Source organism: Streptomyces iconiensis, from assembly GCF_028657195.3.
Classification (GTDB): Bacteria; Actinomycetota; Actinomycetes; order Streptomycetales; family Streptomycetaceae; genus Streptomyces; species Streptomyces iconiensis.
Genome location: NZ_JANCPR020000025.1, coordinates 87,716 through 103,601, shown reverse-complemented (window position 1 = coordinate 103,601; position 15,886 = coordinate 87,716). Strand labels below are relative to the sequence as shown.

The window sequence follows — 15,886 nt, the reverse complement described above, 5'->3', positions numbered from 1 at the left end:
GCCGAGGACAGGGCGCGCCCGAAGGGGCGCGGGGGAACTGCGCGACAAGCCACGACTCACCCGCAGCCCGCAACGCACAACCAGGGGCACCCCCGCCCCCCGCAAAACGCGCCGACCAAACGCAAGCGCACACGCACTACCAGGAGTTGATGTTGTGATCACCATGCCAGCCCGCAAGCCGGGCCGCGCGGCGCGGGCGACGCGCCGGTCGGCGCTGCTGCTCGACAGGGAGCGGAGCACGCGGCAGCTCGCTGACGAGCAGTTCGACGTGCTCGTCGTCGGCGGCGGCATCACGGGGGTGTACGCCGCGCTGGACGCCGTCTCGCGCGGACTGCGCACCGCGCTGGTGGAGCGGGACGACTTCGCCTCCGGCACCTCCTCGAAGTCCTCGAAGATGGTGCACGGCGGGCTGCGCTACATCGAGCAGGGCAACGTCAATCTCGTACGGCACTCGCTGCTGGAGCGGCACCGCTTCCGCAAGAACGCCCCGCACCTGGTGCACAGGCTGCCGTTCCTCTTCCCGATCCTGGAGAAGGAGGGCGTCTTCGACCCACGGCTCGCCAAGGGCTTCGAGGGCCTGCTGTGGACGTACGACCTGGTGGGCGGCTGGCGCATAGGCAAGCTGCACCAGCGTCTTTCCGTTCCCGAGGTGCTGGCGCACGCGCCGACGCTGCGCGCCGAGAGCCTCAAGGGCGGCCTGATGTACTTCGACGGCCGCGCCGACGACGCCCGCCTCACCCTCACCATCGCCCGTACGGCAGCGGCGCTGGGCGCCACCGTGCTCAACGGGGCCCGCGTGGACGCGCTGTTGACCAGCGGCGGCAGGGCCTGCGGCGCGAAGGCGACGATCGACGGGCAGGAGGTCGAGATCCGGGCACACGCGGTCGTCAACGCGACCGGCGTATGGAGCGACCGGGTCGACGCCATGGCCGACACGGGCCACCAGGACCAGGTCCGTCCCGCCAAGGGCGTACACATCGTGGTGCCGTGGCACAAGCTCAGGATCGACTGCACGGTGACCGTGCCGATCCCCGGCCGGGCACGGCGTGCCACCTGCACCCGCTGGGGCGACACCGTGGTGCTGGGCACGACGGACAACGACTACAAGGGCTCGGCCGACGACGTGAACTGCACCCGGGCGGAGATGGAGTTCCTGCTGGAGGGCGCCAGGACGGCGTTCGCCGCCGATCTCACCCCGGACGACGTGATCGGCTCCATCGGCGGCCTGCGCCCGCTGGTCGGCGGCAAGGAGGGCGCGACCCTCAACATGAGCCGCGACCACCACATCACCGTGGGACCGACCGGCATGGTGACGGTGACCGGCGGCAAGCTCACCACCAGCCGCCACATGGGCGAGCTGGTGATCGACAAGGTGCTGGGCGTACTCGGCCGCAAGGGCACGGCCTCCTCGAAGTCCCGCACCGTGAACCTGCCCCTGCTGGGCGGCGCGGGCTACGACGCCGAGGCCGTCGCCGCCTCCGGCGGTCTGGCCGCGCACCTGGGCGAGCGGTACGGCACCGAAGCCCGCTTCGTGCACGACCTGATGGCCGAGGACCCCTCGCTGTCCGAGCCGGTCGTCAAGGGGCTCCCCTACACCAGGGCCGAGGTCGTCTACGCCGCACGCGCCGAACTGGCCCGCACGGTCGACGACGTCCTCTCCCGGCGCCTGCGCGCACGGCTGTTCGCGCGGGACGCCTCGGCCGAAGCGGCGCCCGAGGTCGGCGCGCTGCTCGGGCGCGAACTGGGCCTGAGCGCCGAGCAGGTCGAACGGCAGGTCTCCGACTACCTCGCCTCCGTACGCCACGAGAAGGCCGTCCTCTTCGAGGACACCTCCGCAGTATCCGAAGGAGCAGCAGCATGATCAGCCGTCAGACCATCACCAACCCCTTCAACCAGGGCCGCTACACCGTCGGCGCGCCGAGCCCGTCCGGCTGGGCACAGCGCACCCCGGTCGGCGACGGGGAGGCCGCGCTCCAGGACAACCCGGTGAGCGTTCCCGGGCCCGTCGTGGAGAAGCTGCGCGGCGCGGCGAAGGCCGTGCACGTGGAGCGCGAGGAGGTCGTCACCCGTACCCGTGACTGGTGGGCGGGCTCGATGATCGGCGAGACCGACGGGCGCCCCGCCACCCCGCAGGCCGTGGTCGTGGAGGCAGCGGACGCCGACGAGGTCGCGGCGGTGCTGCGGATCTGCAACGAGGCGGGCGTCCCCGTCACCGCCTCGGCGGGCCGCTCCAACGTCACCGGGGGCGCGCTGCCGGTCTTCGGCGGTGTGGTCCTCGACCTGTGCGGGCTCGACACGATCCTGTCCTTCGACGCCGAGTCCAACGTGGTGGACGTCGAGGCGGGCATGTTCGGCGACCTGTTCGAAAAGCAGCTGCAGGAGGAGTACGGCGTCACCACGGGCCACTGGCCGTCCGCCTTCGCCATCTCCACCGTCGGCGGCTGGGTCGCCTGCCGGGGTGCCGGCCAGCTCTCCACCCGTTACGGGAAGATCGAGGACATGGTCGTCGGCGTCGACGTCGTACACGCCGACGGCACCCGCGCCACCTACGGCGACTACGCGCGCGCCGCCACGGGCCCCGACCTGCGCCAGCTGTTCGTGGGCTCGGAGGGAACCCTCGGCGTCATCGTCTCCGTGCGGCTGCGCGTGCACCCGCTCGCCGACTACGCCAAGGCACTGGCCTTCGGGTTCGACACGTTCGCACAGGGCCTGGAGGCGTGCCGCCGCATCCTCCAGCGCGGCGCGACCCCGGCCGTGCTGAGGCTCTACGACAAGCTGGAGAGCGGCGTCCAGTTCGGCAGGCCCGACACCAATCTGCTGCTGATCGCCGACGAGGGCGATCCCGCACTCGTCGACTCGGTCATGGCGGTCAGCCGCGAGGTGTGCCAGGAGTACGGGCCCGAGCAGGACAGCGAGGCGGCCTTCCAGAAGTGGCTGCACGACCGGATGCTCGTCGGCAAGTCCTCGGACGGGTTCAAGCAGTCCCCGGGCTTCGTCGCCGACACCCTGGAGATGGCGGCCAGTTGGAAGGACCTCCCGGCCATCTACGACGAGGTGGTCGCCGCCATCGAGTCGGTGCCCGGCACCCTGGCAGCCTCGGCGCACCAGTCGCACGCCTACACCGACGGTGCCTGCGTCTACTTCTCGCTGCGCGGCGACGTGGAGCCCGAGCGGCGCCGCGAGTGGTACCGCTCGGTGTGGGACGCGGCCAACGCGGTGCTGATCCGGCACGGCGCAGCGCTCAGCCACCACCACGGCTGCGGTCTGCTGCGCGGCCCGTACCTCCAGGACGCGCTGGGTGCGGGGTTCGCGACGTTCACCGCCGTGAAGCACGCGCTGGATCCCGAGGGCATCCTCAACCCTGGCAAGCTGGGCCTTCCCAGCCGTTTCGGGACCTCGCCGCTGAGCTGAGCCCAGCAGCACCCGGAACGCCCGGGCCGCCGGGCCCGCCAGGACCACCGGGACACCCGCCAGGCCCTTCCGGACCACCCGGCAGGCCCGGAACCACCCGGACCGCCCTCACGACGTCAGGCACGCCATGACCCCGCAACACCGGCCCAGCGCCGCCCAGCTCGACCGCCGACTGTCCGCCGCCTTCGCGAAGGTGCCGGTCGTCGCCTCCGTGGTCGGCTCCCAGCCGATCAGGGACTTCCTGACCGCACCCGCTTCCGTGTGCATCCTCGCTTCGGTACCGGTCGGGAAGCTGCCGCAGGTGGTGCCTGCGCTGGGCCGGGCGGGGAACACGGTCTTCGTCAACGTCGACTCCAGCCCCGGTCTCGCACAGGACCGGGGCGCGCTGGAGTTCCTGAAGAACATGGGAGCGGCGGGTGTCGTCAGCACCCGCCTCTCCCTCATAGAGAAGGGCCGCCCGCTCGGGCTGCTCACCATGCAGAAGGTGTTCGTCACCGACAGGTCCAACCTCAACCGGAGCCTGGACGCCGTCTCACGGGGGCTGCCCGACCTGGTGGAGGTCATGCCGGCGCCGATCGTCGCGCGGATGTCGCCCGAGTCGCTGCGCGCCATGACGCCGCATGTCGCGGCCGGGTTCGTGCAGACGCCCGAGGACGTCACCGAGGCGCTGGGCCTCGGCGCCGTGGCCGCCGCCACCTCCGACCCCCGCCTCTGGGGCCTGACCCGCGACACGCTTCCCCCGCCACAGCCCGCCGGGTGAACGCCCGGACCGCCCGCCCGGGCCCGCCGCCCCATCGAGTGAAGAGAGTTCCATGAGTTACGCCGTCGTCGCCCGCTATCTCACCAGGCCAGGCAAGGAGGACGAGGTACTGACGCTGCTGGACAGCATGTCCGAGGCGTCGCGCCAGGAGCCGGGCAACCGCCAGTACCGCGTGCACCAGGGCGCCGGGGACCCGCGGGTGGTGGTGCTGTACGAGGAGTACGACTCGGAGGCGGACTTCGAGGCGCACTGTGCGACCGACCACTTCCAGCGGTACGTCCTGGGCGGGGTCGTACCGCTGCTGGAGTCCCGCGACGTGGTGCGCCTCGTCCCGCGCGAGGGGGTGTCGGCGTGAGGACGGCCGCCGTGGTCCTGCGCGAGGTCAGCACGGAACGCCCCTACGGCGGAACCCGCCCGGCCGAGGTCGAGGAACTGGAGCTGGGCGCCCCGCGCGAGGGCGAGGTGCTGGTGCGGGTGGCAGCGGCCAGCCTCTGCCACTCGGACCTGTCCGTCGTCAACGGCGACCGCGTACGGCCCCTGCCCATGGCCCTCGGTCACGAGGCGGTCGGCGTGGTGGAGGAGACGGGGCCAGGCGTGGGGCGGGTCGCCGCCGGTGACCATGTGGCGCTGGTCTTCGTGCCCAGCTGCGGATTCTGCGAGCTGTGCGCCGAGGGCCGCCCCGCGCTGTGCCCCGCCGCTGCGCGGGCCAACGGTTCGGGCGGGCTGCTGCACGGCCCGTCCCTGCTGCGGGACGCCGCGGGCCGTACGGTGCACCACCAGCTCGGTGTCTCGGCCTTCTCCCAGTACGCCGTGGTGGCGCAGGAGTCCGTGGTGCCGATCCCGCACGAGGTGCCGTTCTCGGTGGCGTCGATGTTCGGGTGCGCCGTGCTGACCGGAGCCGGCGCGGTCATCAACACGGCCGGGCTGCGCCCCGGCCAGTCCGCCGTCGTCTACGGACTGGGCGGTGTCGGCCTCTCGGCCGTCCTCGGCGCGCGTGCCGCCGGGGCCTCGCCGCTCATCGCCGTCGACCCGGTGGCCGCGAAGCGGGAACTGGCGCTGCGGCTGGGTGCGGGCCACGCCTTCACACCGGAGGAGGCGGCCGAGGCCGTGCCGGAACTGACGGGCGGCGGCGCGGAGTTCGCCTTCGAGGCGGTCGGCTCACCCGGGGTGATGGGCGCCTGCCTGGCCGCTGTCGGACGCGGCGGGAAGGTCGTCTCCGTCGGCCTGCCGGCGCCCGACCGAACGCTGGAAACAGTGCCCGCGCTGGCCTTCGCCGGCGAGGGCAAGTCCCTCATCGGCTCCTACATGGGAGACGCCGTGCCCCGCCGTGACATCCCGCGCTACCTCGCCCTGTGGCGTGCAGGGCTGATGCCGGTGGAGCACATGCACACCGGCACCCTGGAGCTGACGACCCCCGAGGTGAACCGTGCCCTGGAGTCCCTGGCGGACGGCACCGCCATCCGCCAGGTCCTCGACACCTCGGGCATGCTCGCCGCGTGAGGCGCGCACACTCTCACCCGGGATCGCGGGCGCGCGGGCCGAGGCACTCCTCCAGGAACGCCAGTACGCGCTGGTGGTAGGCGCGGGCGCGGAGCCCGAGGCTGATGTTGTGGCCCGCGCCTGGAAGCCGTTCGGTGCGTACCGAGGCGGCCGAGACCAGCACCGAGGTCATGGCGCCCAGTGCGCGTTCGTCGCAGCGCCACCACCTCTCGTGCTCGGCGAACGTGAGCCGTACGGGCACGGTGACGCGTTCCGCGAGGCCCGCGTACAGCCGTGGCCAGTCGGGGATCTCGCGTGCCTCCCGTACGGGCATGGCGGTGACGAGCCGTTCGGCGAGGCGGAAGGTGCCGGGCGGGTAGAGCGCCGGCGGCCCCCAGTGCAGGTGGTGGGTGCCGCGTCCGCCCGGCGTCCGGAGGCTGTCAGGGTGCGTCGCCCAGCGGTTGCCGACGCCGGACACATCCACGCCCAGCAGCCCCGGCAGGGGGTGCGCAGCCGCCGTGAGCGCGAGCTTGCCGCCCAGGGAGTGCCCCAGCAGCAGGAGCCCGGCCCCCGTGGGACAGCTCTCCCCGAACCGTTCCAGCGCGGCACGCAGGAGCGCCGTCTGCCGTGCGAGGGACGCGCCTTGGGGCAGCTTCGCCGCCGAGTGGCCGTAGCCGGGCCGGTCCAGCGCGAGCGCGGTGTACCCCCTGGCCGCTGCCAGGGCGAGGAAGGAGCACGCGGGGTCAGCTGTGCCGTGGAAGTAGCCCGCGCGCATGCCCCCACCGTGCAGGGCCACCACCACGGCGCGCGGCGGCCCGGTGGGCACGGCCAGGAGGCCGGAGAGCGGTACGCCCCCGGCGTCCAGGACGATCTCCCGTACGGCCTGTCCTGTCGGGGCGGTCACCTCTCCTCCGTACGGCAGACGTGGTAGCGCAGATGTCCGAAGGGGCGCACTCCGGGGAGGTGCTGTACGAGGTTCTTGACCCGCCGGCTGGCGGCGCCGCGTACGAACCTCTCGTGCGCCTCCGGGGACTCCCACTCCGCGTAGTTCAGTACGCGGTCGTGGCCGAGGCTCACATGGAAGTGTGCCGAGACCAGCCCGGGGCACTCGGGCGCCGCCGCCTCCAGCTGACCGGCGACGGCCCCCACCAGGTCCGAGGCGGCACGTGGTCCCGCCGTGCCGAAGGTGACGGCGACCATGCAGGTGGGCACGCCACCGGTCTCCGGGACGACCGAGCGGCGCAGCCCGTACGCCACGGCCTCGGCGCCGTGCGGGGCACGCAGGATGTCGGCCGTACGGGGCGAGGGTGCCGAACACCGCACGTAGCCAAGGGCGTTGTCGCCGTCCTCCGCCACGTAGGCGGTCGCCGAGACGGTCCCGCCGGGCCACGGCACGCTCCCCCACCACGCCGCGAGGCCCTCACGGGTGCGCGCGGCCCCGCTCTGCTCGCCCAGCCGCCACCGGGCGACCCACACATGGGGTGCGCCGCTGCGGCGTACGTCGGGCAGGGCACCCTCCGGGTGCCGGCCGGCCGGGCGGCCCGTCCGTCCGGCGGCGGGCGGCGCCTGTTCAGCCGCGCGCCGCTGTCTGCTCGCGTTCAAGGCCGTTCCACACCTCCTTGAGTCCCTCGGCGAGAGAGACCTCGGGGCTCCAGCCGAGGGTCTCGCGGGCGCGGCCGATGTCCAGCCACACGTCCCTCCGGTCGAAACGGCGCGCGGGAACGCCGCGCGTCAGCGCCCTCTCCCCCGTGACCTCCTCCAGCGAACCGAGCAGACCGCCGAGCGAAGTGGGTACGCCGGAGCCGATGTTGAGGACGGTTCCGCCCGCGCGTGAGCGGAAGCGGCCCGCACTGCCTGCGATGCGCACGAGCGCCCTGGTGACATCCGCGACGTGGACGTAGTCGCGGATCGTCCCGGGGTCGCCGATCAGCTCGATGCGCTCCCTCTCGTGCAGCGCGCGCGTCCAGTGCGCGACCACGGCGAACCCGGGACGCACCGGCTGACCGGCCCCGTACACGTTGGCGAGCCGCACGCACACGGGGGCCACCCAGGCGGCGCCCGCGGCGAGTTCGGCCTCCATGGCGACCTTCACCACCCCGTACTCGGAGGTTGGCCCCGTGGGGGACGCCTCCGAGTACGGAGGTGCGGCGGCGGGGCTGTAGACGGCTCCGCCCGAGCTGGCGAACACGAGGACGGGGCGCCGCCCCGTGGCGCGCAGCCCCTGGAGCAGCGTGTGGACATCACGCAGGTCCTCGATGGCCCTGCGCGGGTCCTCGGCAGCGGAGGCGGGCCTGACGCGGCTGGCGAGGAAGTAGATGACGTCCGCTTCCAGCACCGCCCGGTCGACCTGGCCGTCGTGCAGGAACCCTCTCTCACGGGTGAACTCCTGCAGCGCCGCACCCGATCCGCGCAGCTCGCGCACCAGGCGGCGGCCGATGAAGCCGCGTGCGCCGATCACGGCGACACGCGGTTCAGCGCACATCGTCGACCTTGCGTCCGCGCACGTCCACGAGGTCACGCCAGCGGTCCCCGTACCCGGAGGTGGTGAACTTCGGCAGCCTCAACTGGTCGTGCGGTGCGCCCAGTTCGATCCGGCTCACCTCGTCGAGCCGCTCCCGGTGCTCGGCGGCCAGCTCGATGTCGAGCGAGGCGAGGCAGTCGCGCAGCTGCTGCTCGCGGGAGGCACCGAGGATCGGCAGCACGGCGCCGGGCCGGGTACGCAGCCACGCCAGGGCGATCTGGGCCGGCGTGTGCCCCGTCTCCTGGGCGCAGTCGACGACGGTCTTGATGATCTCCTCGTCGGTGGCGCTGCTGCCCGCCCAGTCCTCCTTGTCCAGCCGCCCCTTCTCACCGCGCAGATACTTGCCGGTGAGCCGCCCCTCGGCGAGCGGGCCCCAGGCCAGCGTGCTGATGTCGCAGGCGCGTGCCATGGGGAAGAGCTCACGCTCGGGCGTGCGCTCCAGAAGGTTGTAGCGGATCTGTACGGCGGCGAACGCCGACCGGCCCCGCAGCTCGGCCAGCGTGTTGGCCCGGGAGACCTCCCAGGCGGGCCAGTTGGAGGCGCCGGCGTAGAGGACCTTGCCCGCGCGCACCTGATCGTCCAGCGCGCTCATGACCTCCTCGACGGGGGTGAACCCGTCCCGCGCGTGCAGCCACAGCATGTCGACGTGGTCGGTACGGAGCTTGCGCAGGCTGGTCTCCAGCGAGTTGCGCAGGTTCTTGCGGTGGTTCCCCGCGGAGTTGGGGTCCCCAGGGCGCGTCATGGCGTTGAACTTGGTGGACAGGACGAACGTGTCGCGGCGCCCCTTCAGCAGCTCTCCGAGGTACTCCTCGGAGGCCCCGCCCCCGTACACGTTGGCGGTGTCGAGGAAATTCCCGCCCGCCTCGGCGTAGATGTCGACCAGCCGCCGGCTCTCCTCGATCGAGGCGCCCCAGCCGGGCATCCCGAAGGTGCCCGTACCCAGGCACGCCTCCGAGATCCTGAGACCGGTCTTCCCCATGATGTGGTACTTCAACGGGTCCTCCTCACTTAGCACTTGCGAACCATTGCCCCGGCCACCACTCCAACGAGTCCTAGTCCCCAGGACCGAGACACGCGGCCAACCAGGCATGAAGAAGCCCCCTCCCCCGGCACACACCGGAGAAGGAGGCTGACAACCACTGAACGAGGGGACGCGCCCCTGAGGGGGCACCCCCTCAGGGGCGCGGGGAACTGCGCGAGAAACCACAACGCACGCGCAGCCCGCGAATCACACTCAGGGGCACCCCGGAACGGCACAACCAGGGGCGCCCCGTGCTGAGTTCAGCCGCGCCCGTCGGCCCGAGTAACCGTCGTACCCGCCCCCTCCTCACCCTCGCCACCAACAGCGCCGGCCGCGTCAGCCGAGCCCTCGGCGCCAGCCGAATCCACCACGCCGGCCACCTCTTCGGCACCAGCCACATCAGCGGGGCCCGCATCGACACCCTCGGCGTCAGCCGAACCGGGCGCGACCTCCCCGCCATGCCGCGGAGCGTTACGCAACGTCGCCCCGGCCAGCACGGCAACGCCCAGCATGAGCAGGCCGCTGACCGTGGCCGTGACATGCACACCGGAGGTGAACGCCTCACGCACGGCGTGCAGCAGTTCATCACCCGGCGAGCCACCGAGCCGCCCCGCCGCTGCGGCACCGGCGCCGACCGTGTCCTCGGCCGCGCGGGCGACGTTCCCGGGCAGCTCACCCATCGGCTGATCGGAGAGCTGGGCGCGGTAGACGGCCGTGGTGATGCCGCCGAGCACGGCGATACCGACGCCGACACCGACCTGGGTCGCGGTCTCCTGAATGGCGGAGGCGCGGCCCGCCTTCTCCACAGGCGCGGAACCCATGATCATGTCGGCGCACTGGGACATGGCGCCCCCGATGCCGAGCGAGACCACGGCGCCCACGACCACCACGACCCACACCGCGGTGTCCGCCTCGATCTGGGTGAGGACGCCGATGGCGAGCGCGGCGAGCGTGAGGTCGGCGGTGATGAGCGGCCTTCGGGGGATCCATTTGAGCAGGACGGGCGTGCCCAGGACGCCGACGATGCTGGCGAGCGCCGTGGGCATCATGGCGAGGCCCGCCTCGCCCGGGTCCATTCCGCCGACCGACTGGAGGAACTGTCCGAGCAGGAAGTACACCCCGCTCATGGCGAACAGACCCAGGGTCACCACGGCGACGGCGACGCTGAACGTACGACTGCCGAAGAGCCGCAGGTCAAGGAGGGGGTCCTTCTCCTTGCCCTGCCACCACACGAAGAATCCGCCCGCAACGAGCCCGAAGGCGAAGACCCCGACCGCCGTGCCGTCGGAGCTGTCCTCGGTGAACTGCTGGATGCCGTAGACGACCGAGAGCATGCTGACGAGCAGCAGCACGACGCTGACCACGCCGAGCCGCCCGGACTCCGGGTTGCGGTACTCGGGCAGCACGGCGGGGCCGAGGAACAGCAGCAGCGCCATGACGGGGACTGCCATCAGGAAGACCGAGCCCCACCAGAAGTAGTCCAGCATGATGCCGCCGATGGCGGGGCCGAGGACGGTGCCGACCATGGAGCTGGCCATCCAGAAGCTGATGGCCGCCGTGCGCTGTTTGGGGTCGTGGAACATGTTGCGGAGCAGCGAGAGCGTCGACGGCATCAGGGTCGCGCCGAAGAGCCCCAGCAGCGCGCGGGCGAAGATGAGTGTCCCCGCGCTGGTGGAGTACGCCGCCAGGATGGACGTGGCACCGAATCCCGCGGCTCCGATCAGCAGGAGCCGGCGGCGTCCCACGCGTTCCCCGAGTGTCCCCATGACGAGCAGCAGCGCGCCCAGGAGCAGGGCGTAGATGTCCACGATCCACAGGAGTTGGGAACCGCTGGGTTCCAGTGCCGCGCCGATGTGCGGGAGGGCGAGGTGCAGGACGGTCGTGTCGATGCTCGTCAGCATCATGGGCAGGGTCAGTACGACCAGCCCGATCCACTCCCGCCTGCCCGCGCGGGGCGGCTGTAACGTCATTTCACTGTCCATGGCACCACGCTAAAAGTTGAACCGCACTTCAAGTCAAGGGACTTCGGGCGGAGTCGGACGGCAGACTTCCGGCCGAGTTCCCCTTCATCCGTACGGGCTGCGTCCAGGGTCGTTGCAGGGTGCATTCGCAACGATTTACAGCGACAGGAGGGGACGTACATCTTTCCACCAATTCGGGTTGTTCCTGTACCAGTTGACAGTTTCGGACAACCCGGTGGCGAAATCTATGCGCGGGGCATATCCCAACTGTTTCCGAATCTTCTGCGAGTCGAGCGCGTAGCGCAGGTCGTGGCCCTTTCTGTCGGTGACGTGCCGCACCAGGGAGGCGTCGGCGCCGCAGAGTCTCAGCAGCTGTTCCGTTATCTCCGCGTTCGTGTGTTCACTTCCGCTTCCGATGTTGTACGTCTCCCCGGCGCCCCCCGCCTCCAGCACGGTCTGCACCGCGCGGCAGTGGTCGTCGACGTGAATCCACTCGCGTACGTTCCCGCCGTCGCCGTACAGCGGCACCTGCAATCCGTCCAACAGCCGTGTCGAGAACAGCGGTATGAGCTTTTCCGGGTGCTGGTAAGGGCCGTAGTTGTTGCAGCACCGGGTGAGCGAGACATCGAGCCCGTACGTCTTCCAGTAGGCACGCGCCACGAGGTCGGACGCCGCTTTCGAGGCCGAATAGGGGGAGTTGGGCAGCAGGGGCGACTCCTCCGTCCACGTCCCTTCCGCTATGGATCCGTACACCTCGTCCGTCGACACATGGACGACCTTCTCCACCCCGGCCTCCAGCGCCGCCGCGAGCAGGACCTGTGTACCCAGCACATTGGTGTGCACGAATTCAGCGGCGCTGTGCAGTGAGCGGTCCACATGTGATTCGGCCGCGAAGTGCACCACAGCGTCGTGCCCGGGAAGGAGTTCCTGGAGCAGCAGTTGGTCGCAGATGTCGCCCTTGACGAATTCCAGCCGCGGATGCCGCATCGGGAGGTTGGCGCGGTTCCCCGCGTAGGTGAGCTTGTCGAGCGCGGTCACGCGCGCTCCCTCGTAGCCGGCGTAGCCCCCGTCCAGCAGCGTGCGCACGTAGTGCGAGCCGATGAACCCGGCGGCGCCGGTGACCAGGAGCCTCACACCAGCACCTCCACGCGTGTGTGGTCGCCGACCACCAGCCGGTGGTGGCCCGCGCCCCGCTCGACCTGGCCGACGGCGGCCGAGCGGCCGATCAGCGAGCCGTGCAGGCCGCGCACGTGCGAGACGCGCGCGCCCGTCAGCACGATCGAGTCGTCGATGTGTGTGTACCGCAAGGCGCACCCGTCCCCGATCGCCGTGTAGGGGCCGATGTGGCTGTCCTCGATGACGCTGCCCGCCCCGATGACGGCGGGGCCCTGGATACGGGAGCGGACGATGCGGGCGCCGCTCTCGATGACGACGGGCCCGAACAGCCAGCTCATCTGGTCGACGCTGCCCCGGATCTCGGTGCCGGTCCTGTCGAGCAGCGCCCTGTTGCAGTCCAGCACGTCGTCCACGCTTCCGGTGTCGCGCCAGTAGCCCTCGTACTCGCTGGCCCGCACCTCGGCCCCCTGTCCGACGAGCCACTGGACGGCGTCGGTGATCTCCAACTCGCCGCGGGCGCTGGGCCCTATGGCGGCGACGGCCTCGTGAATGGCGCTGGTGAAGAAGTACACGCCGATGACCGCGAGATTGCTGCGCGGATTCTCCGGCTTTTCCACGAGCCTGTGCACCGAGCCGTCAGCCGCGAGTTCGACCACTCCGAAACTTCTCGGGTCGGCGACCTGGCGCACCACGAGCTGCGCCGCCGGGCGCTGTTTCGCGAACTCCTCCGCTATGGGCTCCAGTCCACCGAGGAGCATGTTGTCCCCGAGATACATGACGAAGTCCTCTTCGCCCAGGAACTCGCTTGCCAGCCGTACGCAGTGCGCGAGTCCCAGCGGTTTCTCCTGCTGTATGTAGGTGACGCGCACACCGAAGCGTGAGCCGTCTCCCAGCAGTCTCTCTATTTCGCTCTTCCAATCGCCCACGATGACCGCGACTTCGGTGACACCGAGATCTCTTATGTTCTCGATGACATGCGCGATGACCGGTTTCTGCCCCACCGGGATCAACTGTTTGGGCATCGAATAGCTGAAAGGGCGAAGGCGTGTGCCTGATCCACCGGACAGCACAAGGGCCTTCATGGGTCCACCACACCTTCCTTCTCTGTCTGCCGAACGGTCAGCGAACGGTCAGCCGCTCCATTTCCCCGACCAGGAGACCGGGCGTGGGCAGCTCCGCCATCTCGGCGCGCAGCGCCTGCGCCCGCCTGCGGTACGCGGGGTCGGAAAGCAGCTTCTCGCAGGCGCTCCTGACGTTCTCGACCGAGTGCTCTCCCCTGTACAGGACCTCGCCCGAGCCGTGGTCCTGCAGCCGCCGCAGCGAGTCGTTGTAAAGGTCGAACTGATTGAGAACCAACTGCGGTGTCCCCGTGCTCATGCAGGCCATGGCCGTGAGCCCGCCACTGTGATGCACAACGAGTTCACACGTGTCTGCCAGGAATTCCATCGGAACCCATCCGGAACGGATTCCGGGAAACCTCTCGCGCAGTTTCACCGCGACCTCTTCCGTCGCCGCGACGACGATTTCCGCTTCGAGCGCGGAGACGCTTTCCACGATGCCGCAGAGATAGTCGAACATCTCCTCCGTCGACACCCGGAAGCTCCCCAGCGTCACGCAGACACGGGGCCTGTCGCCCCGTGTGTACATCCACGGCTCCAGCCGCTTCTGGCGGTTTCCCGGGACCCAGCGCATGAGCCGGTCGTCGGGCGCGTCGGCGGGGCGCAGGCTCGGCGGACAGATGTCGATCGTCAGATCCGGCTCGGGCAGCCCTGCCAGGCCCGCCTCCGCCAGTTCGGGGCGCAGTTCCTTCTCGGCGTAGGGGTGGGACGTCCTGAAGTCGACCCAGTCCCACATCTGCCGCACATGCGGGATTCCCCGTTCGGCGGCGAGCAGCGCCGGCCCGTAGGCGAGGGTGCCTCCGACGACGAGGTCGGGCCGCCAGTCCTCGGCCAGCCGCCGCAGGCCCGGCAGGCTCACGGCGGCCTGCCGCGCGAACCAGCCGCCGCTGTAGGCGAGTTCCTCGTCGGCCGGCGGCGGGAAGACCAGCCGGCCCGTCGGCCTGTCGGCCATGTCCTTGATGCTCTCCGTCGTCTCCCGCGTGACGAACGGCGCCGGGGGCAGACCGACCGACTCGACGGCGGGGGCCATCTCCTCGAACGAGGTCACCAGGATCTCGTGGCCCGCGTTCCGCACGGCCGTCGCCAGGGGCGCTATCGCGAAGACGCTCGCGGGGCTCGTGCCCGCCGCGTTGAACAGGACCCTCACGCGCCCCCGCCCTCCTCCGGCACATCGCCCTGGACGAAGCGCCGCCGCACGAGCCAGGACGTGCCGTCGGGCACGAGGGTGTCCTCGCAGGTGGTGGTGGCCCGGATGAAGGGGGCGCCGTGCGTGCTGGACTGGAGGACCAGCGCATAGCTGCGCGCGCGTACCTCCTCGCCGTGCCAGGACGCCTGGATCATGCCGACCCAGTGCCTGCGCGTCCCCCTCTCCTCCTCCAGCCGCGAGACGGTCTGCCGCATCCGGTCCGCGATGGCCACGCGCCCCCGCACGGGGACGGGGTGCGCGTTGGCGGCGTACTCCCCGTCCTCGGTGAAGAAGGCGGACCAGTCGTCGATCTTCCCGCTGTCGAGCAGCTGCATGTGCTGGGCGTAGAACTGCTGGATGCTCACGTACAGTTCGGCGCTCACGGCGCCGGGCCGTGCCGGTGACGGGTGGTTCATGTCTCTCCTCCAGGGGGTGTGGACGTGGGTGGCCATGGGGGTGCGGCGCGGGTGCGGGGCGGTCCCCGGGCGCCGCGTACGGGGACCGGATGAGCGGCAGAGGCGGCTCATCCGAGCAGGGTGCCGCCGCTGGCGTCGGTGAAGGCGCCGGTGATCCAGCGGGCGTCGTCGGAGGCGAGGAAGGCCACCACGTCGGCCACGTCCTCCGGCTCCCCGACGCGCTGGAACGCTGACATGGCCGCCATCTGTTCGACGGCCTCGGGTATGTCGAAGAGCGGGTTGCCGTTGCGCGTGATGCCGGGGGCCACGCTGTTGACGGTGATGCCGCGCGGTGCGAGGTGCTTGGCGAAGTGCAGGGCCAGTTGCTCGACGGCGCCCTTGCTCATGGCGTACGCGATCTCCTGCGGGTTCGCGAACCTGGTCAGCCCGGAGGAGATGTTGATGACGCGCCCGCCGTCCGGCATGTTCCGCACGGCGCGCTGGATCAGGAAGTACGGCGCCTTGGCGTTGACCGCCATGATCCGGTCGAACGCCTCAGCCGTGAGGTCCTCCGGCGCGACCCCGCCCATGATCCCGGCGTTGTTCACCAGGATGTGCAGGTCGGTCGTCCCCGTACGCTCCTTGAGGCCCTCCTCAAGTCCCAGGAACAGGGCGTGCGCGCCACCGGCAGCGCCGAGTTCGGCCTGTACGGCGAACGCCCTGCCGCCGTCCTTCTCGATCCGCGCGACGGTGTCCTCCGCCGCCTCCGCGTTCTCGGTGTAGTGCACGGCGACCAGGGCGCCCTCACCGGCGAGCCGCAGGGCCGTGGCCCTGCCGATGCCCCGGCTCGAACCTGTCACCAGCGCCGTCTTGTCAGTGAACCTGTCCATGTCTCGTCCGACCGTCCTTTCTCGGGGA

Annotated in this window: 15 protein-coding genes; 5 read left to right on the top strand and 10 right to left on the bottom strand. The window is 70.9% G+C overall.

Annotated elements, in window-relative coordinates:
• The first annotated feature begins 154 nt into the window (after positions 1–154).
• The 5 genes from NMN56_RS24210 to NMN56_RS24190 all read left to right on the top strand — a co-directional run bounded on the left by NMN56_RS24210 (position 155) and on the right by NMN56_RS24190 (position 5,671).
• Positions 155–1,861, top strand: a complete 1,707-nt coding sequence (locus NMN56_RS24210) for a glycerol-3-phosphate dehydrogenase/oxidase (RefSeq protein WP_274041381.1) — start codon at positions 155–157, stop codon at positions 1,859–1,861.
• Positions 1,858–3,411, top strand: a complete 1,554-nt coding sequence (locus NMN56_RS24205) for an FAD-binding oxidoreductase (RefSeq protein WP_274041382.1) — start codon at positions 1,858–1,860, stop codon at positions 3,409–3,411. The genes NMN56_RS24210 and NMN56_RS24205 overlap by 4 nt, the downstream gene beginning before the upstream one ends.
• Positions 3,412–3,538: 127 nt before the next feature.
• Positions 3,539–4,171 carry a glycerol-3-phosphate responsive antiterminator gene (locus tag NMN56_RS24200; RefSeq protein ID WP_274041383.1) on the top strand — a complete coding sequence of 211 codons (633 nt, stop codon included), beginning with the start codon at positions 3,539–3,541 and terminating at the stop codon, positions 4,169–4,171.
• A gap of 52 nt (positions 4,172–4,223) precedes the next feature.
• Positions 4,224–4,526: a putative quinol monooxygenase gene (locus NMN56_RS24195; RefSeq protein WP_274041384.1), complete on the top strand. Its 303-nt coding sequence runs from the start codon at positions 4,224–4,226 to the stop codon at positions 4,524–4,526.
• Positions 4,523–5,671, top strand: coding sequence for an alcohol dehydrogenase catalytic domain-containing protein (locus tag NMN56_RS24190; protein WP_274041385.1), 1,149 nt, complete (start codon positions 4,523–4,525; stop codon positions 5,669–5,671). The genes NMN56_RS24195 and NMN56_RS24190 overlap by 4 nt, the downstream gene beginning before the upstream one ends.
• A gap of 13 nt (positions 5,672–5,684) precedes the next feature.
• Here NMN56_RS24190 and NMN56_RS24185 read toward each other — a convergent pair whose 3' ends face one another.
• The 10 genes from NMN56_RS24185 to NMN56_RS43530 all read right to left on the bottom strand — a co-directional run bounded on the left by NMN56_RS24185 (position 5,685) and on the right by NMN56_RS43530 (position 15,858).
• Entirely contained in the window at positions 5,685–6,554 is an 870-nt protein-coding gene (locus tag NMN56_RS24185; protein ID WP_274041386.1) for an alpha/beta hydrolase, read from the bottom strand.
• Complete coding sequence (locus tag NMN56_RS24180; protein ID WP_274041387.1) at positions 6,551–7,252, bottom strand: antibiotic biosynthesis monooxygenase family protein; 702 nt, start codon at positions 7,250–7,252, stop codon at positions 6,551–6,553. Before NMN56_RS24180 ends, NMN56_RS24185 begins: the two co-directional genes overlap by 4 nt.
• Positions 7,221–8,132 (bottom strand): NAD-dependent epimerase/dehydratase family protein, encoded by a 912-nt coding sequence (locus tag NMN56_RS24175; RefSeq protein WP_274041389.1) that lies wholly within the window; start codon positions 8,130–8,132, stop codon positions 7,221–7,223. Before NMN56_RS24175 ends, NMN56_RS24180 begins: the two co-directional genes overlap by 32 nt.
• Positions 8,122–9,165, bottom strand: coding sequence for an aldo/keto reductase (locus tag NMN56_RS24170; protein ID WP_274041390.1), 1,044 nt, complete (start codon positions 9,163–9,165; stop codon positions 8,122–8,124). Before NMN56_RS24170 ends, NMN56_RS24175 begins: the two co-directional genes overlap by 11 nt.
• A gap of 287 nt (positions 9,166–9,452) precedes the next feature.
• Positions 9,453–11,174 (bottom strand): MFS transporter, encoded by a 1,722-nt coding sequence (locus NMN56_RS24165; RefSeq protein ID WP_274041391.1) that lies wholly within the window; start codon positions 11,172–11,174, stop codon positions 9,453–9,455.
• A 135-nt stretch (positions 11,175–11,309) separates the two neighbouring features.
• Entirely contained in the window at positions 11,310–12,287 is a 978-nt protein-coding gene (gene rfbB, locus NMN56_RS24160) for a dTDP-glucose 4,6-dehydratase (RefSeq protein ID WP_274041392.1), read from the bottom strand.
• Positions 12,284–13,351, bottom strand: coding sequence for a glucose-1-phosphate thymidylyltransferase (locus NMN56_RS24155; protein ID WP_274041393.1), 1,068 nt, complete (start codon positions 13,349–13,351; stop codon positions 12,284–12,286). The genes rfbB and NMN56_RS24155 overlap by 4 nt, the downstream gene beginning before the upstream one ends.
• Before the next feature lie 37 nt (positions 13,352–13,388).
• Positions 13,389–14,534: a glycosyltransferase gene (locus NMN56_RS24150; RefSeq protein ID WP_274041394.1), complete on the bottom strand. Its 1,146-nt coding sequence runs from the start codon at positions 14,532–14,534 to the stop codon at positions 13,389–13,391.
• Entirely contained in the window at positions 14,531–14,989 is a 459-nt protein-coding gene (locus NMN56_RS24145) for a nuclear transport factor 2 family protein (protein ID WP_274041395.1), read from the bottom strand. Before NMN56_RS24145 ends, NMN56_RS24150 begins: the two co-directional genes overlap by 4 nt.
• A gap of 107 nt (positions 14,990–15,096) precedes the next feature.
• Positions 15,097–15,858 carry an SDR family oxidoreductase gene (locus NMN56_RS43530; RefSeq protein ID WP_488199816.1) on the bottom strand — a complete coding sequence of 254 codons (762 nt, stop codon included), beginning with the start codon at positions 15,856–15,858 and terminating at the stop codon, positions 15,097–15,099.
• Positions 15,859–15,886 lie beyond the last annotated feature (28 nt).